This is a genomic window from Pseudomonas sp. S5F11 (assembly GCF_019641515.1).
GTDB classification, from domain to species: Bacteria; Pseudomonadota; Gammaproteobacteria; order Pseudomonadales; family Pseudomonadaceae; genus Aquipseudomonas; species Aquipseudomonas rhodesiae.
Genome location: NZ_JAIFJZ010000001.1, coordinates 987,134 through 1,012,065 on the forward strand (window position 1 = coordinate 987,134; position 24,932 = coordinate 1,012,065).

19 protein-coding genes are annotated in these 24,932 nt (G+C 63.2%); 15 read left to right on the plus strand and 4 right to left on the minus strand.

The window, feature by feature from the left end; translation table 11 throughout:
- The first annotated feature begins 67 nt into the window (after positions 1 to 67).
- The 10 genes from K1567_RS04320 to K1567_RS04365 all read left to right on the plus strand — a co-directional run bounded on the left by K1567_RS04320 (position 68) and on the right by K1567_RS04365 (position 11,849).
- A complete protein-coding gene (locus K1567_RS04320) occupies positions 68 to 1,222 on the plus strand; it encodes an efflux RND transporter periplasmic adaptor subunit (RefSeq protein WP_220698170.1) in 1,155 nt (384 codons plus the stop codon).
- Between the two features lie 2 nt (positions 1,223 to 1,224).
- On the plus strand, positions 1,225 to 4,317 hold the full coding sequence (locus K1567_RS04325) for an efflux RND transporter permease subunit (RefSeq protein ID WP_220698171.1): 3,093 nt from the start codon (positions 1,225 to 1,227) through the stop codon (positions 4,315 to 4,317).
- 114 nt (positions 4,318 to 4,431) lie between these two features.
- A complete protein-coding gene (locus K1567_RS04330) occupies positions 4,432 to 5,073 on the plus strand; it encodes a DUF1345 domain-containing protein (RefSeq protein WP_169868138.1) in 642 nt (213 codons plus the stop codon).
- Between the two features lie 70 nt (positions 5,074 to 5,143).
- Positions 5,144 to 5,983 carry an AraC family transcriptional regulator gene (locus K1567_RS04335; protein ID WP_034097104.1) on the plus strand — a complete coding sequence of 280 codons (840 nt, stop codon included), beginning with the start codon at positions 5,144 to 5,146 and terminating at the stop codon, positions 5,981 to 5,983.
- A gap of 54 nt (positions 5,984 to 6,037) precedes the next feature.
- A complete protein-coding gene (locus tag K1567_RS04340; protein WP_220698172.1) occupies positions 6,038 to 6,673 on the plus strand; it encodes a LysE family translocator in 636 nt (211 codons plus the stop codon).
- 71 nt (positions 6,674 to 6,744) lie between these two features.
- Positions 6,745 to 7,764, plus strand: a complete 1,020-nt coding sequence (locus K1567_RS04345; RefSeq protein ID WP_099313246.1) for a LacI family DNA-binding transcriptional regulator — start codon at positions 6,745 to 6,747, stop codon at positions 7,762 to 7,764.
- Between the two features lie 47 nt (positions 7,765 to 7,811).
- Positions 7,812 to 8,594 carry a sugar phosphate isomerase/epimerase gene (locus tag K1567_RS04350; RefSeq protein ID WP_220698173.1) on the plus strand — a complete coding sequence of 261 codons (783 nt, stop codon included), beginning with the start codon at positions 7,812 to 7,814 and terminating at the stop codon, positions 8,592 to 8,594.
- A complete protein-coding gene (locus K1567_RS04355) occupies positions 8,587 to 9,528 on the plus strand; it encodes a sugar kinase (protein ID WP_034113219.1) in 942 nt (313 codons plus the stop codon). Before K1567_RS04350 ends, K1567_RS04355 begins: the two co-directional genes overlap by 8 nt.
- A 48-nt stretch (positions 9,529 to 9,576) precedes the next feature.
- Positions 9,577 to 10,875 (plus strand): MFS transporter, encoded by a 1,299-nt coding sequence (locus tag K1567_RS04360; protein ID WP_220698174.1) that lies wholly within the window; start codon positions 9,577 to 9,579, stop codon positions 10,873 to 10,875.
- Positions 10,872 to 11,849, plus strand: coding sequence for a D-glycerate dehydrogenase (locus tag K1567_RS04365; protein ID WP_047881932.1), 978 nt, complete (start codon positions 10,872 to 10,874; stop codon positions 11,847 to 11,849). Before K1567_RS04360 ends, K1567_RS04365 begins: the two co-directional genes overlap by 4 nt.
- A 63-nt stretch (positions 11,850 to 11,912) precedes the next feature.
- Here the strand turns inward: K1567_RS04365 and K1567_RS04370 are convergent, their stop codons facing one another.
- On the minus strand, positions 11,913 to 13,538 hold the full coding sequence (locus tag K1567_RS04370; protein ID WP_034113216.1) for a methyl-accepting chemotaxis protein: 1,626 nt from the start codon (positions 13,536 to 13,538) through the stop codon (positions 11,913 to 11,915).
- A 233-nt stretch (positions 13,539 to 13,771) separates the two neighbouring features.
- On the opposite strand from K1567_RS04370, the gene K1567_RS04375 reads away from it, so the two are divergent.
- Complete coding sequence (locus K1567_RS04375; protein ID WP_034097093.1) at positions 13,772 to 15,199, plus strand: nucleobase:cation symporter-2 family protein; 1,428 nt, start codon at positions 13,772 to 13,774, stop codon at positions 15,197 to 15,199.
- 10 nt (positions 15,200 to 15,209) lie between these two features.
- Positions 15,210 to 15,671, plus strand: a complete 462-nt coding sequence (locus K1567_RS04380) for an LEA type 2 family protein (RefSeq protein WP_034137945.1) — start codon at positions 15,210 to 15,212, stop codon at positions 15,669 to 15,671.
- 193 nt (positions 15,672 to 15,864) lie between these two features.
- On the opposite strand, the gene K1567_RS04385 is transcribed toward K1567_RS04380, so the two are convergent.
- The gene (locus tag K1567_RS04385; protein WP_034097090.1) at positions 15,865 to 16,791 is read right to left on the minus strand and encodes a carbon-nitrogen hydrolase family protein; all 927 of its coding nucleotides are present in this window, start codon (positions 16,789 to 16,791) and stop codon (positions 15,865 to 15,867) included.
- 86 nt (positions 16,792 to 16,877) lie between these two features.
- Here K1567_RS04385 and K1567_RS04390 point away from each other — a divergent pair, with 86 nt between their 5' ends.
- Positions 16,878 to 17,786, plus strand: coding sequence for a LysR family transcriptional regulator (locus K1567_RS04390; protein ID WP_169868134.1), 909 nt, complete (start codon positions 16,878 to 16,880; stop codon positions 17,784 to 17,786).
- On the opposite strand, the gene K1567_RS04395 is transcribed toward K1567_RS04390, so the two are convergent.
- Positions 17,779 to 18,033, minus strand: coding sequence for a hypothetical protein (locus K1567_RS04395; RefSeq protein WP_003190904.1), 255 nt, complete (start codon positions 18,031 to 18,033; stop codon positions 17,779 to 17,781). The two genes, K1567_RS04390 and K1567_RS04395, sit on opposite strands and share 8 nt — an antisense overlap.
- 163 nt (positions 18,034 to 18,196) lie before the next feature.
- Here K1567_RS04395 and K1567_RS04400 point away from each other — a divergent pair, with 163 nt between their 5' ends.
- Entirely contained in the window at positions 18,197 to 18,517 is a 321-nt protein-coding gene (locus K1567_RS04400; RefSeq protein ID WP_034097086.1) for a YqjD family protein, read from the plus strand.
- A 42-nt stretch (positions 18,518 to 18,559) separates the two neighbouring features.
- On the opposite strand, the gene K1567_RS04405 is transcribed toward K1567_RS04400, so the two are convergent.
- Complete coding sequence (locus K1567_RS04405) at positions 18,560 to 19,594, minus strand: Ldh family oxidoreductase (protein ID WP_169868133.1); 1,035 nt, start codon at positions 19,592 to 19,594, stop codon at positions 18,560 to 18,562.
- A gap of 169 nt (positions 19,595 to 19,763) precedes the next feature.
- Here K1567_RS04405 and K1567_RS04410 point away from each other — a divergent pair, with 169 nt between their 5' ends.
- Positions 19,764 to 24,926, plus strand: coding sequence for a dermonecrotic toxin domain-containing protein (locus K1567_RS04410; protein WP_169868131.1), 5,163 nt, complete (start codon positions 19,764 to 19,766; stop codon positions 24,924 to 24,926).
- Positions 24,927 to 24,932 lie beyond the last annotated feature (6 nt).

A 24,932-nucleotide genomic window follows, 5' to 3' on the forward strand; every position in this document is an offset into this window, starting at 1 on the left:
TACACAGCTTCACAGCACCGAGGCGCCGGTGACTTTAGGATGCGCCAGTCATTATTGGGATAAGAGCATGTCGAAGAATCTGTTTGCGCCGTTTTGCCTGCTGGCCCTGACGCTGGCACTGAGTGCCTGTGACCAGTCGGCCGCCGAAGCGCCGGAAATGCCCCTGGCCAAGGTTCGCATCGAGACCTTGCAAGCCAAGCCCCTGTCCATCAGCAGCGAATTGAGCGGGCGCATCGCCGCGCCACGCATTGCCGAAGTGCGCGCGCGGGTAGCCGGCGTGGTGCTGCAGCGGGTGTTCAAGGAGGGCCATGACGTCAAACAGGGCGACGTGTTGTTTCGCATCGACCCGGCCCCCTTCAAGGCCGATCTGGACAGCGCCAAGGCCAACCTGAGCAAGGCCGAGGCCAACGCGTTCCAGGCGCGCCTGCAAGAGCAGCGCTACAGCCAGTTGGTGGAAGGCAACGCCATCAGCGGCCAGGACTACGACAACGCCCGCGCCGCCGTGCGCCAGACCAACGCCGAAGTCGCCGCCAATAAAGCCGCCGTTGAACGCGCCAAGCTCAACCTCGGCTACGCCACCGTCACCGCGCCGATTTCCGGGCGCATCGGCCGGGCGCTGGTCACCGAAGGCGCCCTGGTCGGCCAGAACGAGGCCACACCGCTGGCGATCATCCAGCAACTGGACCCGATCCACGCCGACCTCACCCAATCCACCCGCGAGCTGAACGACCTGCGCCGCGCCTTCCGCGCCGGCAGCCTGAAGCAGATCGGTCAGGACCAGGCCAAGGCCACGTTGATCCAGGACGACGGCAGCCTCTACCCGCTGCCAGGCAAATTACTGTTCGCTGAAATCAGCGTCGACCCAGGCACCGGGCAAATCGTTCTGCGCAGCGAGTTCCCCAACCCGGACCTCGACCTGCTGCCCGGCAGCTTCGTGCGCGTACGCCTGGAGCAGGCAGTCGATACCCAGGGCCTGAGCGTGCCGCAGCGCGCCATCACCCGCGACAGCGCCGGCGTCCCCATGGTGCTACTGCTGGACGCCGAACAGACCGTCAGCCAGCAACCGGTGGAGCTGGGCGCGGTGATCGGTGATCGCTGGGTGGTCAGCCATGGCCTCAAACCCGGTGACCGCATCATCGTGGAGGGCCTGCAACACGCGCGGCCCGGTGAGAAAGTCCAGGTGGACGACAGCCCAGCCAAGCTGACCAACAAGGATTCCTGAGCATGCCGCAGTTCTTTATCGACCGCCCGATCTTCGCCTGGGTGGTAGCGCTGTTCATTCTGTTGGCCGGCCTGTTGGCCATCCCCCAGCTGCCGGTGGCGCAATACCCGAACGTTGCGCCGCCGAAAGTCGAAATTTACGCGGTGTACCCCGGTGCCTCGGCGCAGACCCTGGATGAGAGCGTCGTAAGCCTGATCGAGCAGGAACTCAACGGCGCCGATCACCTGTTGTATTTCGAGTCCCAGAGCAGCCTGGGGTCGGCGACGATCACGGCCACCTTCCAACCCGGCACCAACCCGGAGATGGCCCAGGTGGATGTGCAGAACCGCCTCAAAGCCGTGGAGCCGCGCTTGCCCCAGGCCGTGACTCAGCAGGGTCTGCAGGTGGAAAAAGTCTCCGCGGGCTTCCTGCTGCTGGTGACCCTCACCTCCAACGACGGCAAGCTCGATGACGTTGCGCTCAGCGATTACCTGGCGCGCAACGTGATGAACGAACTCAAGCGCCTGGACGGGGTGGGCAAGGCCCAGCTGTACGGGGCCGAGCGCGCCATGCGCATCTGGATCGACCCGCAGAAGCTGAACGGTTTCAACCTCACCCCTGCCGACGTGAATGCCGCCATTGCTGCGCAGAACGCCCAGGTCTCGGCCGGCAGCATCGGTGACTTGCCGGGCACCAATACCCAGGAAATCACCGCCGCGATCCTGGTCAAAGGTCAGTTGTCGACCCCGGCGGAATTCGCCGACATCGTGCTCAAGGCCAACCCGGACGGTTCCACCGTGCGCATCGGCGATGTGGCGCGGGTGGAAATCGGCAGCCAGGAATACCAGTTCTCCACGCGCCTGAACGGCAAGCCCTCCACCGCCGTCAGTGTGCAACTGTCACCGGGCGCCAATGCGCTGAATACCGCGACCCTGGTGCGGGCGAAGATGGACGAGTTGTCGCGCTATTTCCCGGCCAATGTGGAATACAAGATCCCGTACGACACCTCGCCTTTCGTCAAAGTCTCGATCACCAAGGTGGTCTACACCCTGCTGGAGGCCATGGCGCTGGTGTTCGCGGTGATGTTCCTGTTCCTGCAGAACGTGCGCTACACGCTGATCCCGACCCTGGTGGTGCCGATCGCGCTGATGGGCACCTTCGCCACCATGCTGCTGCTGGGTTTCTCCATCAACGTGCTGACCATGTTCGGCATGGTGTTGGCCATCGGTATCCTGGTGGACGACGCCATCGTGGTGGTGGAGAACGTCGAACGGATCATGGTCACCGAGGGCCTGCCGCCCAAGGAAGCGACGCGCAAGGCCATGGGGCAGATCACCGGCGCGATCATCGGCATTACCCTGGTGCTGGTGGCGGTGTTCCTGCCGATGGCGTTCATGGCCGGGTCCGTGGGGGTGATCTACCAGCAGTTTTCACTGTCGATGGCCACCTCGATTCTGTTCTCGGCGTTTCTCGCCCTGACCTTGACCCCGGCCCTGTGCGCCACCTTGCTCAAGCCGATCGCCAAGGGCGAGCACCATGCCAAAGGCGGCTTCTTCGGTTGGTTCAACCAGCGTTTCGAGCGGCTCACCGAGCGCTATACCGGCTGGGTGGCCTACGCCCTCAAGCGTAGCGGCCGTTACCTGCTGATCTATCTGGTGCTGCTGGTGGGCCTGGGGCTGTTGTTCACGCGGCTGCCCTCCTCGTTCCTACCGGTGGAAGACCAGGGTTACACCATCACCGATATCCAACTGCCGCCGGGCGCCAGCAAGAACCGCACGGTGCAGGTGGCCGAGCAGATCGAAGCGCACAACGCCGGCGAGCCGGGGGTGGGCGACACCACCATGATTATGGGCTTCAGTTTCTCCGGCTCCGGGCAGAACGCAGCGCTGGCGTTTACCACGCTCAAGGACTGGTCGGAGCGCAGCAGCGAGGATGCCGCCGCCGCGATTGCCGAGCGTGCCAATGGCGCGTTCAGCGAGCTTAAAGATGCGATTGCCTACTCGGTCCTGCCGCCGCCCGTGGATGGCCTGGGCACCTCCAGCGGTTTCGAGTTCCGCCTGCAGGATCGCGGCGGCGTCGGCCATGCGGCATTGATGGCGGCGCGCACCGAACTGCTGGCCCTGGCGGAGAAAAGCCCGATCCTGGCCAATGTGCGCGAAAGCGCCCTGGCCGAGGCGCCCCAGGTGCAGTTGGAAGTCGACCGCAAACAAGCCAACGCGCTGGGGGTGTCCTTCGCCGAGGTGGGCAATGTGCTGTCGTCGGCGATTGGCTCGGCCTATGTCAACGACTTCCCCAACCAAGGCCGCATGCAGCGCGTAGTGGTGCAAGCCGAAGGCGACCGGCGCAGCCAGGTCGAGGACCTGCTGAAGATCCACGTACGCAACGACGCCGGCAAGATGGTGCCACTGTCCGCCTTCGTGCAGGCCAAATGGACCCAAGGCCCGGCGCAGTTGACGCGCTACAACGGCTACCCGGCCATTGCGATTTCCGGCGAGGCAGCGCCAGGCTACAGCACCGGTGAAGCGATGACCGAGATCCAGCGCCTGGTCGGCCAACTCCCGGCGGGCCTGGGCCAGGAATGGACCGGCCTGTCGCTGCAGGAACGCTTGTCCGGCTCACAGGCGCCGATACTGCTGGGGCTGTCGCTGCTGATCGTGTTCCTGTGCCTGGCGGCGCTGTATGAAAGCTGGTCGATCCCGACCTCGGTATTGCTGGTCGTGCCGCTGGGCGTGCTCGGCGCGGTACTGGCGGTGAGCTTGCGCGGCATGCCCAACGATGTGTTTTTCAAGGTGGGCCTGATCACCATCATCGGCCTGTCGGCGAAGAACGCGATCCTGATCATCGAATTCGCCAAGGACCTGTATGACCAGGGCGAAGACCTGATCGACGCCACCCTCAAGGCCGCGCGCCTGCGGTTGCGGCCGATCATCATGACCTCGCTGGCCTTCATCCTCGGCGTGGTGCCGCTGGCGATTGCCACCGGGGCCAGCTCGGCGAGCCAGCAGGCGATTGGTACAGGGGTGATCGGCGGCATGATCACTGCGACATTGGCGGTGGTGTTTGTGCCGGTGTTCTTTGTGGTGGTGATGAAGCTGGTGCGCAAGCGCAGTCGCTGACTGTCAGCTTCAAGCGGCCAGCCAGAGCACCCTTGCTTCAGCTTGCCGCTTGAAGCTTGCAGCCTGCAGCTGCTCAACCTATGTTGCTCACTATTCCCCCGAATCGTGAGCGCCATGCCCTTCCTTGCCCGCACCCATCCGCGTCTCTCCGCCGCCGCCGTCCTTGGCCTTGCCGTAGGCATCCTGGCGCCAGCCGACAGCCTGGTCAGCAAAATCCTGATTGGCTGGAACGCCGGGGTGTGGACCTACCTGCTGCTGATGCTGTGGTTGACCAGCCGAGCCAAGGCCGAGGATGTCAAGCGTATCGCCGAGGTAGAGGACGAGAACGCCGGGCTGGTGCTGTTCACGGTGTGCATCGCCGCCATCGCCAGTCTGGCCACCATCACGTTCGAGCTGGTGGGCAGCAAAGACCTGGCCACCTCCGAGCGCTTGATGCACTACGGCTTTACCGGGTTGACGGTGATCGGCTCGTGGTTGCTGATCGGGGTGATTTTCAGCGTGCATTACGCCCGCCTGTATTACACCTGGACCGGCAAGGAGCCGGCGTTGCGCTTTGCCGAGGGCTTGCTAACGCCCAACTACTGGGACTTTCTGTACTTCTCCTTCACCATCGGCGTGGCCGTACAAACCTCCGACGTGGGCGTGGCGACCCGAGGCATGCGCAAAGTGGTGTTGGGGCAATCGCTGATCGGTTTCTTGTTCAACACGGCGATCCTGGGGTTTTCGATCAACATCGCCGCCGGCCTCTTCGGCTAGGCTGCACAAACCTTCTAGACGCTCACACCGCGAGGGGCGCTAATGGGGTTTTACCGTCGCCGAGGGGGATATGGCCGCGCACAATTGGATCGACCTGGCCCAGGACGCCGACACCGGCATCGAAACGCTGCGCGCGCATTTCGAGGGCCACGCCTATGACCCCCACTGGCATGACAGCTACTTGATCGGCGTCACCGAGCAAGGCGTGCAGCAATTCAATTGCCGCCGCGCCCGTCACAACAGCGTGCCGGGCCAGGTGTTCCTGGTGGAGCCCGGCGAGCTGCATGACGGCGACGCGCCTACGGCGGACGGGTTCACCTACCACATGCTCTACCTCGACCCGCAATGGCTGACACGGGAAGTCAGCGCGGTGTTCGAAGAAGCACCGATCAACAGCCAGCTGGGGTTTGCCAGCACCTTGGCCGACGATCCGCGCCTGGCCCTCGCCACCAGCCAGGCCTTCCGCACCCTGCATAGCGGCGAACTGCGTATCGTGCGTCAGCGCGCTATGGATCAATTGCTCGAACGCCTCACCGGCCAATTGCACTGGCGCCGACGCTATGGAGAGGACCCGCGCCTGCCATGGGTGGCGCACAAGGCCCGGGAATACCTGCATGCCCATCTGCACCACGACGTGGGCATGGACGAGCTGGCACTGGCCTGTGGCGTTGACCGCTTTCGCTTGAGCCGCGCCTTCAAAAGCGCGTTCGGCCTGCCGCCCCATGCTTATCTGGTTCAACTGCGCCTGGCGCGTGCGCGGCACTTGTTGGCCAAGGGTGAACTGCCAGCCGATGTGGCGATTACCCTGGGCTTTGCCGACCAAAGCCACCTGGGCCGCTGGTTTGTGCGCGCCTATGGCCTGACACCGGCGGCGTACCGCAAGCGCTGCACAATTCTTCCAGACAGATAACGCCCCAACTGGTGAACATCGATGCCTTTATCGGGTTTATCGGAGTCACTCGCCATGTTGTCCACCTTGCTGCCGTTCATGCTGTTTGCCTTTGTCGCGTCAATCACCCCAGGGCCCACCAATATCCTGGTGCTGAGCAACAGCGCCCGTTACGGCATCAAAGCCGCGCTGCCGATCATTCTCGGCGCATGCGCCGGCGCGGCGGGGCTTGTGCTGGTGGTGGGTTCGGGGGTCGGCCAGTCGCTGACACAGGCCCCCAAGCTGCAAGCCGTCATGCAATGGGCCGGGGTGGCGTGGCTGAGCTACCTGGCCTGGAAGATTTACCGCGCCCCGCCCCAAGGGGTCGAAGTGGACGCCAGCCAGAAACCCTTGGGCCTGATGGGCGCCGCCGGCCTGCAAGTGGTCAACCCCAAAACCTGGATGATGGCCCTGGCGGTGGTCAGCGTGTTCGCCGGTAATGGCGTTGAGCGCCAGAGCCAGGTGATCTACCTGTCTCTGGTGTTTTTTCTGATCTCGATACCCTGCCTCGGTGTCTGGGCCTTGCTGGGCGCTGGTTCTGCGCGGGTGCTCGGTTCGGGGCTGGCGATGCAGCGGCTCAACCGTGGCATGGCGTTGTTATTGTTGAGTGCGACTTGGCTGAGTGTGGGTATGAGCACGCCGGCCATCCGACGGTGTCCTACAACTTCTTGACGACTTTCGTACTTTAGTGGTTTCCTGAAACCGGTTTCAGTCATTCCAATAAAAATAGAAGGTCGATGACCGTGAACACTTTTTCCGCCGCCCAACGCAGTCGCGTGACCATGCTTGATGTTGCCCGGCACGCCGGCGTGTCCAAAGCCAGCGTCTCGCGTTTTATCGGCGAAGACCGCGCCCTGCTCTCCGATGCGATCGCCCTGCGCATCGAGCAAGCCATCGAACAACTCGGTTACCGTCCCAACCAGATGGCCCGCGGCCTTAAACGTGGCCGCACGCGCCTGATCGGTATGCTGGTGGCGGATATCCGTAACCCCTATTCCATTGCGGTGATGCACGGCGTCGAAACCGCCTGCCGCCAGCACGGCTACAGCCTGGTGGTGTGCAACACCGACCGCGACGATGAACAGGAACGCCAGCACCTGGCGGCCCTACGCTCGTACAACATCGAAGGCCTGATCGTGAACACCCTCGGCCATCACCTCGACCAACTGCTGGAATTGCAACGGGAAATGCCCCTGGTGCTGGTGGACCGCAAGGTCGAGCCGCTGCACAGCGACCTGGTGGGGCTGGACAACCCGGCGGCGGTGCGCATGGCGGTGGAACACCTGGAACAACAGGGCTACCGCGACTTGCTGCTGGTCAGCGAAGCCACCGATGGCACCAGCTCGCGCCTGGAGCGCCTGGCCAGTTTCAAAGCCGAGATCGCTCGCCGCCCGGCGTTGAGCGGCGCCGTGCTGGAGCTGGACGACGCCCTTGAAACTCACCTGCGCAATTTTCTCGCCACGCCGGGCCCCAAGGCGTTGTTCTGCGCCAACGGCGTTGCCGCGCTGGCCTGCACCCGCGCGCTCAAGAATTTGCGCTGCCACCTATTTGACGACATCGGCCTGATCGCCCTGGATGACCTGGACTGGTACCCGCTGGTAGGCAACGGCATCACCGCCCTCGCCCAACCCACCGAGGCCATCGGCGCCAGCGCGTTCGACTGCCTGCTCAAGCGCTTGCGCGGCGACACCGAGCCGACCCGCACCCTGGATTTCCTGCCCCAACTCATCATCCGCGGCTCCACCACGCGCCGGCAGGGATGAGTGTTTTTTTGAACAAAAATGAAACCGGTTTCAGAGGGACAAAAACAATGCACACATACCCCGTTTCCATCAGCCTCTCCAGCTACGGCGCTGAGCTGGTGCGCCAGCAAGGCCAGTTGAGTTTCGTCCAATTACTGGCCCAGGCCGGTGCCCAGCGCATCGAGTGGCGTGAAGAACTGCTGACCGTCGAGCAACCCGCCGAGCTGGCCCAGACCGTCGCGGCACAGGGCCTGGAAGCGGTGTTTTCATCACCGCTGGAACTGTGGGTCGCCGGTCGCGCCCAGCCGAATGCTGAACTGAGCGCGACGCTGGATCGCGCCCAGGCCTTCGGCGCGCGCTGGCTGAAAGTCTCCTTGGGCTACTTCACCGACACTAACGACCTGGAAAGCCTGCACGCACTGCTGCGGCGTCATCCGGTGCGCTTGCTGGTGGAAAACGACCAGACCTTGCACGGCGGCCGTATCGAACCCATGCAACGCTTTTTCAGCGAAGTCGAACGCTTGGGTCTGCCAATCAAAATGACCTTCGATATCGGCAACTGGCAATGGCAGGACCAGTCCGCCCTCACCGCCGCGCGCCTGCTGGGCCGGCATGTGGACTACCTGCACTGCAAGGCCGTGAGCCGTCGCGCGGACGGCAAGCTGGTGGCGCTGCCGCCTGGCGCCACCGATTTGCATCAGTGGGAACAACTGCTCTCCCACATGACTCAAGGCATTACACGGGCAGTGGAATTTCCGCTGCACGGCGACGACCTGCTCGATGTCACCGCACGCCAGGTCGCCAGCCTCGCCGTGCTTGGCCAACCTCTCGCGGAGAACGCCCATGTCTGAGATCGATGTGTTGTCGTTTGGGGAAACCATGGCGATGTTCGTCGCCGAACAGACCGGCGACCTGGCCCAGGTCAGCCAGTTTCATAAACGCATCGCCGGGGCCGACAGCAACGTCGCCATCGGCCTGTCGCGGCTGGGCTTCAACGTGGCCTGGCTGAGCCGGGTGGGCGATGATTCCCTGGGCCGCTTTGTGGTGGAGACCCTCAGCCGCGAAGGCTTGGACTGCCGGCACGTGGCCGTCGACCCGCTGCACCCCACCGGGTTTCAATTCAAATCCCGCGAAGAAGCCGGTGCCGATCCCCAGGTGGAATATTTCCGCAAGGGCTCCGCCGCCAGCCATCTGTCCGTCGCCGACATCAGCCCCGCGCTGCTACAGGCCCGCCATCTGCATGCCACCGGGATCCCGCCAGCGTTATCCGCAGCCACCGGCGAGCTGTCCCGCGCGCTAATGACGCAAATGCGCCAAGCCGGGCACAGCGTGTCGTTCGATCCCAACCTGCGCCCGTCGCTGTGGGCCAGCCAGGCGCAGATGATTGCCGAGATCAACGCCCTCGCCGGCCTGGCCGACTGGGTTTTGCCGGGCCTGGGCGAAGGTCGTCTGCTCACCGGTTTCGATGACCCGGCCGACATTGCCGCGTTCTACCTCGACCAGGGTGCCGAAGCCGTGGCGATCAAGCTCGGTGCGGACGGTGCCTACTACCGCACCCAGCTGGACCAGGGCTTTATCGCCGCCGTGCCGGTGGAAAAAGTCGTCGACACCGTGGGTGCCGGCGACGGTTTTGCCGTGGGCATGATCAGTGCCCTGCTGGAAAAGCTCAGCTTCCCCGAAGCCGTGCGTCGCGGCAATTGGGTCGGCAGCCGCGCCGTGCAAAGTCGCGGCGACATGGAAGGCCTGCCCACCCGCGCCGAACTGCTCGGTCGATCCGTCGCCTGACCCCCAACGACCTGTTGCCACAACTACAACAAGCTCAGGAGCAAGCCCATGGAAACCGTGAAACTCGCCACCCGCCGCTGGTGGTACATCATGCCTATCGTGTTTATCACCTACAGCCTGGCGTACCTGGACCGCGCCAACTACGGCTTCGCCGCCGCCTCCGGGATGGCCGAAGACCTGATGATCACCCCCGGCATGTCGTCACTGCTGGGAGCGCTGTTCTTCCTCGGCTACTTTTTCTTCCAGGTGCCGGGGGCGATCTATGCGCAAAAGCGCAGCGTCAAGAAACTGATTTTTGTCAGCCTGATCCTGTGGGGCGGCCTTGCCACCCTCACCGGCGTGGTGTCCAACGCCTATATGCTGATCGCCATCCGCTTTCTGCTCGGCGTGGTGGAAGCGGCGGTGATGCCGGCAATGCTGGTGTACCTGTGCCACTGGTTCACCCGCGCCGAACGCTCGCGGGCCAATACCTTTCTGATCCTCGGCAACCCGGTGACCATGTTGTGGATGTCGGTGGTGTCGGGCTACCTGGTTCAACATTTCAGCTGGCGCTGGATGTTTATCATCGAGGGCCTGCCGGCGGTGCTGTGGGCGTTTATCTGGTGGAAGCTGGCCGATGAACGTCCCAAGGACGCCACCTGGCTGAGCGACGGGCAAAAGCAGAAACTGGAAACTGCCCTGGCCGCCGAACAGGTCGGCATCAAGGCAGTGAAGAACTACGCCGAAGCCTTCCGCTCGCCCAAGGTGATCATCCTGGCCTTGCAGTTCTTTTGCTGGAGCATCGGGGTGTACGGGTTTGTGCTGTGGCTGCCGTCGATCCTCAAAAAAGGTTTGCAGATGGATATGGTCGAGGCCGGCTGGCTGTCGGCATTGCCTTACCTGGCGGCGGTGATCGGCATGCTGCTGGTGAGCTGGGGCTCGGACAAGCTGCAAAAACGTAAACGCTTTGTGTGGCCACCGCTGCTGATCGCCTCCATTGCGTTCTATGCCTCCTACGTGCTCGGTGCCGAACATTTCTGGTGGTCCTACACCCTGCTGGTGATTGCCGGGGCGTGCATGTATGCGCCTTACGGCCCGTTTTTCGCCATCGTGCCGGAAATCCTGCCGGCCAACGTCGCCGGCGGCGCCATGGCGCTGATCAACAGCATGGGCGCCCTCGGCTCGTTCGGCGGCTCGTACCTGGTGGGTTACCTCAACAGCAGCACTGGCTCGCCCGGCGCCTCGTACCTGTTGATGAGCGGCGCGCTGATGCTGTCGGTGGTGCTGACGATTTTCCTCAAGCCCGGCGCCAGCGACCGTCAACGCGCGCCATTGCCACCCCTTGAATTGAAGGTAAAAGCCCAATGAAAAAGTCTGTGGTGCTGTACAAAAAACTCTCCGCGCCGCTGATGGCGCGCCTGCACGAGCAGGTGGACGTCACACTGATCGAAGCTCTGGATGACACCGGCCTGGCCAAGCTGCGCGACGCCCTGCCGAACGCCAATGGCCTGCTCGGTGCCAGCCTGCGCCTGGACGCGCAGTTGCTGGACCTGGCGCCGCAACTGGAAGCGGTGGCCAGCGTTTCGGTGGGGGTCGACAACTACGACATCGACTACCTCACCCGACGCGGCATCCTGCTCAGCAACACCCCGGACGTACTCACCGAAACCACCGCCGACACCGGCTTCGCACTGATTCTGGCCAGTGCCCGCCGCGTGGTGGAACTGGCCGATATGGTCCGCGCCGGGCAATGGCATAAGAACATTGGCCCGGCGCATTTCGGCAGCGATGTGCACGGCAAGACCCTGGGCATCATCGGCATGGGCCGCATCGGCGAAGCCCTGGCCCAGCGCGGGCATTTCGGCTTCGGCATGCCGGTGCTCTACCACAGCCACTCGCCCAAGCCACGGGTCGAGGAGCGCTTCGGCGCGCAGTACCGCAGCCTTGAAGACTTGCTGCAACAGGCCGATTTTGTCTGCCTGACCCTGCCGCTGACCGCCGAGACCGAAAAGCTGATCGGCGCCGAGCAGTTCGCGTTGATGGGCCCGGACACGATCTTTATCAATATTTCCCGCGGCAAAGTGGTGGACGAAGCGGCGCTGATCGAGGCGTTGCAGCAACGCACGATCCGCGCGGCGGGGCTGGATGTGTTCGAGAAGGAACCGCTGGATCACAGCTCGCCGCTGCTGCGGCTGAACAACGTAGTAGCCACGCCCCACATCGGCTCGGCGACCCACGAAACGCGCGAGGCCATGGCAACCTGTGCGGTGGATAATCTGTTGGCCGCTCTGGCGGGCGAGAAGCCGAAAAACCTGGTCAACCCGACCGCCTGGAAGCAATAGCCACACCGAAGGCAAACACAGATCACCTGTGAGAGGGGGCTTGCCACCTCCCACAGAGCGGCGTCAGATCACGAACTTGGCCACCATCGCGTTCAAGTCCACGGCCAGGCGCGACAGTTCATGGCTGGCGGCGCTGGTCTGGTTGGCGCCGGAGGTGGACTGCGACGCCAGGTCGCGGATATTGACCAGGTTGCGGTCCACTTCGCGGGACACCTGGGCCTGTTCTTCCGAGGCGCTGGCGATTACCAGATTGCGCTCGTTGATCAGGCTGATGGACTGGGTGATCTGCTCCAGCGCAACACCGGCGGCGCGGGCCATTTCCAGGGTGTCCTGGGTGCGTTGATTGCTCTGCTGCATCGATTGCACGGCCTCGCCGGTGCCATTCTGGATGCCGGCGACCATTTTCTCGATCTCCTGGGTCGACTGCGCGGTGCGATGGGCCAAGGCCCGAACTTCGTCAGCCACCACCGCAAAACCGCGCCCGGCCTCACCGGCGCGGGCCGCTTCGATCGCGGCGTTAAGGGCCAGCAGGTTGGTCTGCTCGGCAATCGCGCGGATCACGTCGAGCACCTTACCGATGTCACGCCCCTGGGTGGCCAGACCTTCGATCATCACAGCGGTGCTTTGCACGTCGTGGGTCATGGTCTGGATCGCGTCGACGGTTTGCACCACGCGATCGCGGCCTTCGCGCGCAGCCTGGTTGGACTGGCGCGAGGCTTCGGAAGTAGAAACCGCGTTGCGCGCCACTTCTTCCACCGCGGCGGTCATCTCATTGACCGCCGTGGCGGCCTGGTCGATTTCGTCGTTCTGTTGCTGCAGGCCGCGAGAGGCTTCTTCGGTGACCGCGCTCAACTCTTCAGCCGCCGAGGCCAGTTGAGTGGCCGAACCGGCGATATGGCGGATGGTCTGGCGCAGGTTGGTCTGCATGGTGGACAACGCGCCGAGCAGGCGTGCCGGCTCGTCCCTGCCGTCGTCCTCAATCACGCTGCTGAGGTTGCCGCCGGCGATGGTCTCGGCTACCTGCACGGCTTTGCGCAGCGGCGTGACGATGCTGCGGGTCAGCAGCCAGGCCAGCAGCACCGTCAACAACGCGGCGGCGACCGACACCACCACGATGCCGGTGATGGCGCTGTTATAGCTCTGGCCCGCTACATCATTGGCTTGCTTGGCCGCCGCGCCGTTCATCGCAATCAGTTTGTTCAGTTGCTCGCCCATCTGGTCGGTGCCGTCCTTGATCCGGGTGTTGATCAGGGTGCGCATTTCTTCGACCTTGCCGTCCCGGGACAGGCTGAGCATATCGGCCTGGGCTTTCAGATAGGTGTCCAGCGTGCTGGAGAACGTCTTGAACAGCGCCGCTTCATCCGGCCCTGCAGGCAAAGCCGCGTAGGCGGCCTGGGCCGTTTTGGCCTTGTCGACCAACACTCCAATGCGGGTTTCGGCTTCCTTGAGCGCCGCAGGTTCGCGGTTGACCAATACGCGAAACGACAGAATGCGCATGCGCAACACGTTCTCGGTCACCTGCCCCAGGAACGTCACACTGGGCAGTTGATTGGTGTTCATGTCCACCGATGCTTGACGAATCAAGGTCATACGGTTGGCCGCGAACCCACCCAACAGCACCACTAACAACGCGATAAAGGCGAAACCCAGCGAAGCGCGAGGGGCGATATTCAAATGACGAAGCGACATAGACGTGTTCCCGAAGTGAGTGCCTGCGCGCAATCCCTGCCGCGAAACGATCAATCAGCGGCAACGCGCTGCCTGACCTTGGACGCCACTGTTGTTTTTAATAGGTGGGCCTGTAAGCAGTATCGGCAAGGATTGGGATTTTATGCAGGGCGCTTATAAATATTTTTTTACACTTCTGAGCATCGGCGCTTTCTGGCATCCTGCGCCTCCCTTTTCCGACCCGAGCCCATATTTTGTCTGACGCTCAAGCCCCCCGCCCCCGCTATAAATCCGACCTGATCTACGGCCTGGAAGACCGTCCGCACTTCAGCGCGGCGATCTTCGCTGCGCTGCAGCATGTGCTGGCCAGTTTTGTCGGCATCATCACCCCGACCCTGATCGTCGGCGGCGTACTCGGCCTGGAAAGCGAAGTGCCGTACTTGGTGAGCATGGCGCTGTTCGTCTCGGGCCTGGGCACCTTTGTCCAGGCGCGTACGTTCGGCCCCATCGGCTCGGGCTTGCTGTGCCTGCAAGGCACCAGTTTTTCGTTTATCAGCGTGATTCTCAGCGCCGGTTTTATGGTCAAGGCCCGCGGCGGCGGCACCGATGAAATTCTCTCGACGATCTTCGGCATCTGCTTCTTTGCAGCGTTTATCGAAGTGGTGCTCAGCCAGTTCATCGGCAAACTGCGCAAACTCATCACCCCGGTGGTGACCGGCACCATCATCACCTTGATGGGCCTGTCCTTGATCAAGGTGGCCGTCACCGACATGGCCGGCGGCTTCGGCGCCAGCGACCTCGGCGCGGCCGGCAATATGGGCCTGGCGGCCCTGGTGTTGCTGACCATCGTGGTGCTCAACCGCTTCAATAACCCGTTCCTGCGCCTGGGTTCGATCGTGATCGGCCTGACCCTGGGCTTTGTGGTGGCCTGGTGGCTGGGCCGCGTCGATATGGCGGCGCTGCCCCAGGTGCCGTTGATCAGCGTACCGGTGCCGTTCAAGTACGGGTTTTCGTTCGACTGGGTGGCGTTTATTCCAGTGGCGGTGATCTTCCTGATTTCGCCGTTGGAAGCCGCCGGCGACCTGACCGCCAACTCGATGATTTCCCAGCAGCCGGTAAAGGGCCCGCTGTATATCAAACGCATCAAGTCCGGCCTGCTGGCCGACGGCCTCAACTCGGCGATGGCCGCCACGTTCAACAGCCTGCCGATGGTGACCTTTGCCCAGAACAATGGGGTGATCCAACTGACCGGCGTGGCCAGCCGCTATGTGGCGTACTTCATCGCCGGCCTGCTGGTGCTGCTGGGGCTGTTCCCCATGATCGGCGCGGTGCTGCAACTGATGCCCAAACCGGTGCTGGGCGGCGCCACTCTGATCATGTTCGGCACTGTGGCGGTGGCCGGTATCAAGATCCTCGCCGAAGCCGGCCTGCACCGGCGCAACGTACTGATCGTGGCGATTTCCCTGGGCATGGGCCTGGGCGTCGCCGCCGTGCCGGAAGTGCTGCGCGAGTTGCCCAAGGCGCTGCATAACATCTTCGAGTCGCCGATCACCGTAGGAGCGTTCTGTGCCATCCTGCTGAACATTTTCCTGCCCGAAGAGTTCATAGAGCTGGAAGAAGATGAATTCGATCCGGAGTCCTCTACCCTCAAGGTGATGCAAGACCCGGACGTCACGAACTAGGAGACCTCACATGCGCAAGCTCATGGTGCTATCGCTGCTGCTACTGACCCTGAGCGCCTGCGCGCTGTTTCCGAACCGCGACCCGGTGAACATCAACGTGGTGGGCATCGAACCGCTGCAAAGCCAGGACCTGGAAGTGCGCTTCGCCGTCAAACTGCGGGTGCAGAACCCCAACGAAACGGCGATTGACTACAACGGTGTGGCTCTCGATCTGGAAGTCAACGGCCGACCGTTGGCCTCAGGTGTGAGCGACCAGGCCGGCAGCATCCCACGCTTCTCCGAGACCGTTCTGACGGTGCCGGTCAGCGTCTCGGCATTTTCGGTGTTGCGTCAAACCCTGGGCCTGAGCCAGACCCAGAGTTTGAACAACCTGCCCTATGTGCTGCGGGGCAAACTGGCCGGGGGGCTGTTCGGCACCATGCGCTTCGTTGACCGGGGTACGTTGGACATGCCTAACGGCGCGACGTGGTAAAGCCTGCGCAACCGACCGATACCCCGCCATCGGGGGCAAGCCCCCTCCCACATGTTGGCCCATGGGCAAGTTTGGACGCACACAGCCCCCCCTGTGAGAGGGGGCTTGCTCCCGATGGCAGTGGCGCAGTCAACATATCGACTGGCTGGCTCTGCGCCATCGGGACGAGCCCCCCAGCCTTCCCGCCACTGCTTCAGTCCGTGATATAGCGCACGCCGGGTTTGGCGCGTTCATCCACCACCAGCTCGAACACATCCGGCCGTGCGTAATGCCCCACTACGTCGTAGTCATACCGCGCGCGCACCAGGTCGTCGGTATCGATCTGCGCCGTCAGCAGCCCCGCTTCGCCCACCAGCGGCCCGGCCAGGATGTCGCCCATGGGGCCGACAATCACGCTGCCGCCTGCGATCAACGGGCGGTCCGAAGGCCAGTTGGCAATCTCCACGCCGAGGGCTTCGGGCGACGCCTGCACCTGGCAGGCGCTGACCACGAAGCAGCGGCCTTCATGGGCTACATGGCGCATGCTCACCTGCCACATCTCGCGCTCGTCCACGGTGGGCGCGCACCAGACTTCCACGCCCTTGGCGTACATCGCGGTGCGCAGCAGCGGCATCATGTTTTCCCAGCACACCGCGCCGCCGATACGGCCCACCGCGGCATCGATCACCGGCAAGGTGGAGCCATCGCCCTTGCCCCAGATCAGCCGCTCGGTGCCGGTAGGCATCAGTTTGCGGTGCTTGGCCACCAGGCCGCCGGCGGGTTCGAAATACAGCACCGTGCAGTACAAGGTATTGCCGCTGCGCTCGATCACGCCCAGCACCAGGCTGGCGCCCGTGCGCGCCGACAACCCGGCCAGGGCGTCGGTTTCCGCGCCAGGTACATCGATGGCATTGGCAAAATAACGGGCAAAGGCTTCACGCCCTTCGGGCAGGCGATAACCCAGTTGCGTGCCGAACCCTTCGCCTTTGGGGTAGCCACCGAGGAGCGCCTCGGGCATCACCACCAATTGCGCGCCGCTGCGGCGGATCTGGTCTTCATAACCGAGGATCTGTTCCAGGGTGTCGGCCTTGCCGCCCGGTAGGGAGCCGATTTGCAAGGCCGCGACGGTAGAAATAGGCATAACGTTCACTCCGATGATTGGCTGGGGGTTGCCCATTCTCCCGCCACCCCGGATCATGAATAAAGCCCACTTCAGTACTGAATGATATGAGCCAAATGAATATCGCCCAGGTCGATCTGAACCTGCTCAAAACCTTCGAAGCACTCCATGACGAGTCCAGCGCCAGCCGCGCCGCCTTGCGCCTGGGCGTGACCCAATCGGCCATCAGCGCTGGGCTGCGGCGCTTGCGCCAGGTGTACGGCGACCCGTTGTTCGTGCGCACCGGCCGCGGCCTGGCGCCGACGTTGCGGGCCAACCAACTCAAACCGGTGATCAGTGAAGCGCTGGACCGTTGCCGCCAGAGCCTCGCCATGGTCGACCCGGTCAATCAGCAGTACCTGGGGCGTTCGGTGGTGGTGGGTTTATCCGATGACTTTGAAATCGCCTACGGCCGTCGGTTGATGACGCAAATCGCACAACGCCTGCCGCAATTGCGCGTGATCTTTCGCCAGACCCATAGCCAGATTGTCGCCGGCGCGCTGCTCGACCGCACACTGGACCTGGCGATCACCGCCGGCGGTTTTGCCCAGGGCCGGTTAAGCCGACAGGTGTTGGGCGAAGGGGATTACCGCTGCCTGGTGGACCCGGACAGCCTGGCGCCCGGACAGCAAGGCATCGACCTGGACGAGTTTGTGCGCCGCGCCCATGTGCTGGTGTCGTCCGGCGGGTTTATCGGGATCACCGACGAGGGGCTGGCAGCACAGGGGCTGAGCCGCCATGTGTGCGCCTCCACCAGCCACTTCGCCGCGCTGCCGTTTTTGCTCAAGGGCAGTCAGGCCGTTGCCACCATCCCCGGGCATGCGGCGCAGGCCATCGCCGAGATGACCGGCCTGCGCGTACTGGCCTGCCCGTTGGCGCTGCCGCGCTACCCGGTGGAACTGGGATGGCGCACCCAGGCTCAGCTCGATCCGATGTTGCTGAAAGTCCGCGAAGCGATTGTGGCGAGCTTTACTTAGCTGCTGCCATCAGTTTGTTGACTTCGCTGCGCACCATGTTGGAAAACTCCGGCGGCGACATGCCGTCCAGTTCCGCACGGACCCACTCGGCCCATTTGCCCTTGCGCTTGGCGCGCTCGCCGAACAACCGCGCGGCTTCGCCCTTGGCCTTGCCCAGATTGGTTTGCCACAGGTCGTAGAGGCGCGACTTTTCATCTTCCAGCTCGGCGCGTTCGGCGAGGGTCTTGTTGGCGAGATTGAAGCTCATGTTGAATTACCTGCTGCACAAATAGGTGGCATCTTACACTGTAGGTCGAAATTTCCTGATTCGGATTTTGCCCGGCACTGCGCCCCAGCAAAAAAAAAGCAACTTTTAAGGGCGCCGGGTACTCCATTGTTCACTGTTACATTCACTTGCAAGGAGTCACCCCATGGCCCGCAAAACCGCCGCGCAAACCGCCGCCGACCAAATCAAGGACCAAGCTTTCAGTGAGCTCGCCGCGCTGATCGAAGAGTCCGACAAGTTGCTCAAGAGCAGCGCCAACCTGGTGGGCGAAGAAGGAGAGACCCTGCGTGAGCAGGTCGCCCTGAAGCTCAAACAAGCCATGGACTCCGTGACCAACGTACGTGAGCGCACCCAACCGATGGTCGACGCGACCGAAACCTATATTGGTGGCCACCCGTGGCAGACCGTCGCTATCTCGGCCGGCTTTGGCCTGGTGGTTGGCCTGTTGCTGGGTCGTCGCAACTAAACGTCGCCCGTCGCGCCGCTGCCACGCAGCGGCGTTTCAATGTCAGTTGGCCCAGTCACGCAACTGATTCAACGCCTGAAGTTCCACTTCAACCCCCTGCCCCAGCGACTTCGCCCGTGTGCGATGGCGCCTATCCCCCGGTAACCGCCGCAACCCTACGGCATGCATCTGCCGCACCAGTTCCTGGCTGCGCTCGGCAAAGCTTTGCCCGGCGGTTTTGCTCGGGTCGATAACAATCAACAGTTGCCCGGTCCACGGCGTACGCGCGCCAGGGTGATCGGCCCAGTTGAATTCGAAGGAAAAGTGCCCGCCGGTCAGGGCAGCCGCCAGCAGCTCGACCATCATCGACAGGGCCGAGCCCTTGTGCCCGCCGAACGGCAACAGCGCACCGCCCTCCAGCACGGCCTTGGGATCGGTGGTGGGCTGACCGAGGCTGTCCACCCCCATGCCAGGCGGCAAACGTTCGCCCTTGCGCGCAGCGATCTGCACGTCGCCATGGGCGATGGCGCTGGTGGCCAGGTCGAAGACAATCGGCGGGCCGTCGGCGCGCGGCGCCGCGAACGCAATAGGGTTGGTGCCGAACAACGGGCGATCGGCGCCGTGGGGCACCACGCAGGTCATGCTGTTGACCACGCTCAGCGCCACCAACCCCTCTTCGGCGAACGGCTCAACGTCCGGCCACAGCGCCGCGAAGTGATGGGAATTGTGAATCGCCAGCAAGGCGATGCCGGCACTGCGCGCCTTGCTCACCAGCAGTGGCCGGGCCGCCGCCAGTGCCGGCTGGGCGAACCCATTGCCGGCATCCACCCGCACAAACCCGGACGCCACGTCCGTGACCACCGGAATGGCCTTGCCGTCGACCCAGCCGCTGGCCAGGGTGCTGAGGTAACCGGGGATACGGAAGATGCCGTGGCTATGGGCGCCGTCGCGTTCGGCACTGGCGCAATTGTGCGCAAGGATCGCGGCCACTTCCGGCGACGTGCCGTGCTGGACGAACACCCTGTGCAGCAACGCCACCAGTTCGGTGAAGCCGATAAGGGTATGGGGACTGTCGAAGATCGGGGACTGGGCAGACATCTGTAGCTCCGATTTTATAATTGGAAGAGACAACAAGAATCCAGCCCTCCGATTAAACAACGCCCCATGTGCCTGCTGTCAACGGGCGCCCCCAGTTATCTACCGCCATCCGCGCCACCGCGCCGCCTACCGTGAAGCCTTATCCCGCCGCCTTGCTGGAGAGCGCACCATGGCGAACCTCACGCCCCCGTATTTCTTCGATGAGTTCCTGCAAAACGTCAAACGCAAGACCCCCACGCCCCGCGAGCGCGCGCTCGGGTTCTCGGTCAGGGACCTCGATTGGCTGCACACGCTGTACTACGCCACCCACACCGCGCGTATCGACCCCAGCGTGCAGCGTTACCCGATGCACGTCGAACGCTTGTCGGTCAACCGGCCCGACCACGCCCCCGTGCCCCTGGCGGGTGTGTTCATGATGAGTCCGACACCCGATGACCACAAAGCCGTGCTGTTTACCCCCTACGGCGGCCTGGAACTGTTCGACAGCCGCGCCGCGCTGCTCCATGAGGTGGATGAACGCCTGACGCAGCCAAGCCGGCGCGCCGAACTCCTGCAATTTCTGGCGATTGTCGAACGCGACGGCTTGCCCAGCACAGAACCGCTGAAGACAACGGGCGCGGTGATTCCAGGCGCGGTGATGCAAGACCAGGAACAAACCATCCTGGCCGGCCAGCAACACAACGTCACCACGATGCTGGAGGAACTGCGCAAGCTCCCCGACCTGCGCGGCATGCTCGACACTCTGCTGGGCATCATGGCCCGCTCGTACTTTCCGGGGCTGGACCAGCGCGACACGCGGGTGAATTTTTTTACCCAGCCCACGCCTGTGGAGGAGAGTCGCTGGGTGGCCTCCGAGTCATTGCGCGATGCGCTGCTGCATTTTTACGTCAAGCAAGCCTGGCCGGCGAACCAGACTCACACGTATTTCAATGTGGGCCATGACGACAGCGCACACACCGCGCAACAGAGGGCCCAAGACCACCAGCGCTGGGACAGTGTGGTCGAACAGACCAGCGGCATCCTCTCGAAGCTGTTGAACAGCCTGCTGCAAACCTACTGGAATGAAGATTTCAACCGCGGTCAGTCGCGCCTGCGTTTTTTTGCCCGGGTCATGAGCGACAAGTTTCGCGCCGATCTGCTGTTCAAGCAGCAGGGCCTGGTCCTGTCCAGCCAGGAAAGCCTGGACCTGCGTGCGCTGTTCCTTCCCGACCAGGCGGCGCGTAGCGCCTATGCCAGCCATCTGAGAATAGAAAAGGTCCGTGTGCATGCCCCGTTCCAACACTATGTGGAGCTGGCCAGCACGCTGATGATCAGCGACAGCCAGGCCTACCTCTACACCCAATCGCGGGGGTTGCAGGTACTCAAAAACCTGAGCGACCTCAAAGATGCCTTGTTGCAGATGCTCAGAACGGCGGGCCACGAGGACGAACTGCTGCACTTTCTGTCGGTGGATGAACGCAGTGCGTTCGTGGGCATGGAACATATCCAAGTGACCGGCAAGCCCATCGCGGGCGATGTGTTCCAGGCAATGATCGAGGACATTGTCACCAAGCAGTCCGACAATCTGGACTATGCCTTGGGGCTCTATCGGCGCAGCAACGGCGTGATCGACCTGGCCGCGCTGCTCGACACTGCCCTGGACGTGCGCAGCATGCTCGACACGCGGCTGCTGGAGCAGGAGGCCGATGGGCGCTGGACCCTTCACCCCATCACCAGCGGCAATGGCCGCCCTACTACCGTGCAATCGGAGAAGGCCAAGGTGCACCTGGAACGTTTGCAGGCGGTGGACGCGGCCATGGCGCTGGAACGTAACCGGCAGCCGACCTTGCGCAGCCTGGTCGCCCATGCACTGGACACCGAATTGGCCAAGCGTCTGCTCGATCTCAAGGCCGAGCACGTCTATCTCAACACCTATGTCACCCCCGCTGCAGAGCGTGAAGAGCGGGCGCCCCATACGTCATTGAGCATGGTCGAGTACTTTATCGCGCGTCTGGCCGGGCAAGCCGATCGGCTCACCGAGTCGGCCCTGACCTGGTTCTACACAGAACAGAGCGCCGGCGTGGCCTACCAGTTGCACAACCTGACCATCGACAGTTTCAACGCCGTCATCGAAGAGGTGCTCAGCACGTTCGCGCAACGGGACCTGCGTACCCTGCCCCAGTTGCTGCTGGAGAATAACCGGGCGCACCTGAGCCAGGGCATGTTGCAGGGGCTGCGCGGCGAAACCGAATTGAGGCGCCTGGACCATAGCCTGCCGCCCCCTGCCCTGGCGTTACTCGATAGCGCCCTCAATGCCGACGGCATGAGCCGGCTGACCCGCCATGGCCTGAATGGGTTTATCCCGGATGCGTTCAGCCTGAGCCTGTTCCTGGGCACCGCTACCGAGCCTCAGCCCCTGGCCAATGCCTTTGTGCTGACCGAGCGCGGTGGCATCGACCCCATCCACTCGGGCACCGCCCTGCTGTGGACCCCACGGGGTGGCTATGAGGCGTTTACGTCGATCCAGGCCCTGCGCGACAGGCTCGAACAGCGCTTGCAAAACCCCGTGCAGCGTCTGCCCCTGCTGGAGAACCTGCCGGTGTCGCGGCGCATCCCTCACCAGGCCTGTCGCCTGGGGCCCTTGCAGCGAATCGACGAACACCTGCTGCACAACCGTCAGCAGAGCTACAGCGACTTCACCCGCGACGAAATCGACCAGGTGCTGGTGATGGGGCTCAGCGCCACGCGCTTCCAGGACTGCATGGACCGCCTGATCCGGCGTCAAACCCCGTCCAATCTGCCCAGGTCGATCACCCTGGCGCGCGCCCTGATCCACCAACAAGCGCTGCCAGTCTGGCTGGGGATGGCGCGGCCTCACGAACAGATCCTGCAGGCCGAGCTGCTTGAGCAATATCGCGTCAGTGCGCCTGACGAACGGGACTATCTGCACAGCATCGTGCCGATGCGCGAACACATCTTCAGTACCCTCTCAACCCTGCTCGGCGCGCGGTTCCCAGGCCAGGTGTACAACCCGGATCACGTGCTGATTCCCGGACGTATCGACCTCGAAGGCCACACCCAGACCCTGACGGACTTCGCGTTGCGGCACCTGCCCGATCTGCGCGCCGAGACGATCCGCCCGCGCTCGCGCACCAGCATCCCACTGCCGGAGACACTCGACGGCGCGGCCATCGTGCAATTGGTGCGACAACTGGATTTGAAAACGCTGTACCGCCAAGTGTTGAGCGGCCTGCTCCAGGGGCAGAGCGACGACGCGCGTGAGCGGCGCCGCCTATTCTGCCGGCAGCTGCCGTGGCAATTGTTGCAGTACGCCCATGAACAAACCCTCACTGAACGGCTGTCCGCCACGGCCTGGGGCTTTATCCGGCAAGTCTTCGACATGCCCGACGCAGTGGCCCGCGCGGCGGTGCATGGGGTCACGGCGATGATCCGCCCGCTGGAGCTGATCGCCACCGCCGGCGCCAGTCAGGCCAAGGCATTGGGCTGTTACCTGATCGGCCCCAAGCCCGGCGCGTCCGGGCCGTTGGTGCTGTATGCACCGTACAGCCCTAAACATTTGTTGAAAGAGTTCCCCAGCGAGGCGGCGCTCCTGCACGAATTCACCAGCCCCGGGGCGCTACAGGAATGGGTGATCGGGCAGTTGCAAGCGCCCCATCAAGCCACTTACCGCAATCTGCTGAGTGAGCGCTGGCGCCCGGATCTCTCGGACATCCGCTTGGGTGACTCGCCCATCGCCGGCAATCTGCTCAACCGACTGTTCGACGACAATACCCAGCTGCTGCTGCAGATGCTGGCCGGCCAGTTTTGCGCGTCAGGCAAGACCCATTGGGACGCGGTGACCAGCCTGTTGAGCAAGGGCATTCCCAAGAGCCTGCAATTTATGGCGGGCAAACTGACCTACCCGCTGACGGTGTGGCGCAGCTACCAACTGTTCAAAACATCGGCCGAAGACTTACAGGAGCACCGTTGGCAGCACTCGCTCAAAACCTTTGTCGCGGGCGTGGCCGAGCTTGCCTCTTTACGCAAAGCGCTGGACCAGTGGCTGCCGCCAACTCCACCCAGCGAACAGCCGCTGCCCTTTGACGACTGGCTAGATGCCCCTGCCCCCGTGGCCGCCAGCCTGGACGAGCTGGACCTGACCGCACCTGGGCGAACCGCCCTGCAAGCCTTCGAAAATCACCAGGTTGCCCTGAGCGACCTGGAGCGCAGCGCGCCACCCTTCGTGTACACCGACAACGACACGCGCACACATTTCGTGCCATTGGCGGGAAAGGTGTATTCGGTGAGAAAAGCCGGGGAACGCTGGCGCCTGAGCCGCGACGAGCAGCACGGCCCTTATGTGCGAGCCAACGCCCAGGGCGAATGGACCCTGGACCTGGACCGCCATCATCCGCGCTACGGCAAAACCCTGAGCCGCTACGCGGGCAAAATGCAAACCTGGGCGGCGGAGCGCGACGCTATCAATATCGAGGCGGTGGGCATACGCGAAATTGCCGCCCTGTCGAGCTGGAAGGCCCAGTGCATCGACGAAGCGCTCAACGTCGCGACCTATTACGCGGTGACGTGCAAACGCAACCTGCTGCACTTTGCACCGCTGCGCGAACCCGGCAGCCGGCTGGGACGGTTCTTCAGTGAGTTGTTCGGCGTGGTTACGCTGACCGGCGAGCAGGTGCAACGAATTGAGCGACGCGTCGACGAAGTGCTCGATGAGCTGATCAACCATACCCTGGTCGGCCCGGACTCCCAGCGCTTTGTCTGCGGCACCCATCGCTACAGCCCGCAAAACACTTTCGCTTTTGTGCTACCCGAGGACCGGGAACAGAAAATCTACCTGGTGGACCGCTTTTTCGATCCGCCGCTGGACATCTATCAGAATCGCCTCACGACACCCTTCAACATCTCTGCCCATGCCCGCGCCACCACGTTGATTCACGAGATCACCCACCTCAAGTCCTTGACCGAAGACCTGGCGTACCTCGACAGCATGCGGCCGTTCCACGACCTGATTAACCTCAACGTCAGTGGCGCCAGGCGAATGCACACGGATCTGGCCGACTTGCGCGATACCGCGCTCTCCACACTCACCCCGGCCACCATGCTGTTCAGAACGTGGGACGAGTTCACCCAGCAATGGGAAGACTTTGGAGCCAGTCGTGGGACTTCGCCGCAAAAGGACAAGGTGTTGAGTACTACCGGGACGCGAACCCTGGACGATGCGCGGGCGGTGTTTATGAGTGACGCCAACAAGCGAATCGATACGATTTTGGCCAACGCCGATTCGGTGACTTACCTGATCAGCCAGCTCGGCAGGGAATTGGATGCGGGAGCCTGAACCGGC

Bases quoted from the DNA above. Each gene is read 5' to 3' on its own strand.
- K1567_RS04365 (WP_047881932.1), top strand. From the start codon at position 10,872: ATGAAAAAGTCTGTGGTGCTGTACAAAAAACTCTCCGCGCCGCTGATG.
- K1567_RS04330 (WP_169868138.1), top strand. From the start codon at position 4,432: ATGCCCTTCCTTGCCCGCACCCATCCGCGTCTCTCCGCCGCCGCCGTC.
- K1567_RS04400 (WP_034097086.1), top strand. From the start codon at position 18,197: ATGGCCCGCAAAACCGCCGCGCAAACCGCCGCCGACCAAATCAAGGAC.
- K1567_RS04325 (WP_220698171.1), top strand. From the start codon at position 1,225: ATGCCGCAGTTCTTTATCGACCGCCCGATCTTCGCCTGGGTGGTAGCG.
- K1567_RS04360 (WP_220698174.1), top strand. From the start codon at position 9,577: ATGGAAACCGTGAAACTCGCCACCCGCCGCTGGTGGTACATCATGCCT.
- K1567_RS04405 (WP_169868133.1), bottom strand. From the start codon at position 19,594: ATGTCTGCCCAGTCCCCGATCTTCGACAGTCCCCATACCCTTATCGGC.
- K1567_RS04355 (WP_034113219.1), top strand. From the start codon at position 8,587: ATGTCTGAGATCGATGTGTTGTCGTTTGGGGAAACCATGGCGATGTTC.
- K1567_RS04410 (WP_169868131.1), top strand. From the start codon at position 19,764: ATGGCGAACCTCACGCCCCCGTATTTCTTCGATGAGTTCCTGCAAAAC.
- K1567_RS04385 (WP_034097090.1), bottom strand. From the start codon at position 16,791: ATGCCTATTTCTACCGTCGCGGCCTTGCAAATCGGCTCCCTACCGGGC.
- K1567_RS04370 (WP_034113216.1), bottom strand. From the start codon at position 13,538: ATGTCGCTTCGTCATTTGAATATCGCCCCTCGCGCTTCGCTGGGTTTC.
- K1567_RS04380 (WP_034137945.1), top strand. From the start codon at position 15,210: ATGCGCAAGCTCATGGTGCTATCGCTGCTGCTACTGACCCTGAGCGCC.
- K1567_RS04320 (WP_220698170.1), top strand. From the start codon at position 68: ATGTCGAAGAATCTGTTTGCGCCGTTTTGCCTGCTGGCCCTGACGCTG.
- K1567_RS04335 (WP_034097104.1), top strand. From the start codon at position 5,144: ATGGCCGCGCACAATTGGATCGACCTGGCCCAGGACGCCGACACCGGC.
- K1567_RS04390 (WP_169868134.1), top strand. From the start codon at position 16,878: ATGAGCCAAATGAATATCGCCCAGGTCGATCTGAACCTGCTCAAAACC.
- K1567_RS04340 (WP_220698172.1), top strand. From the start codon at position 6,038: ATGTTGTCCACCTTGCTGCCGTTCATGCTGTTTGCCTTTGTCGCGTCA.
- K1567_RS04395 (WP_003190904.1), bottom strand. From the start codon at position 18,033: ATGAGCTTCAATCTCGCCAACAAGACCCTCGCCGAACGCGCCGAGCTG.
- K1567_RS04350 (WP_220698173.1), top strand. From the start codon at position 7,812: ATGCACACATACCCCGTTTCCATCAGCCTCTCCAGCTACGGCGCTGAG.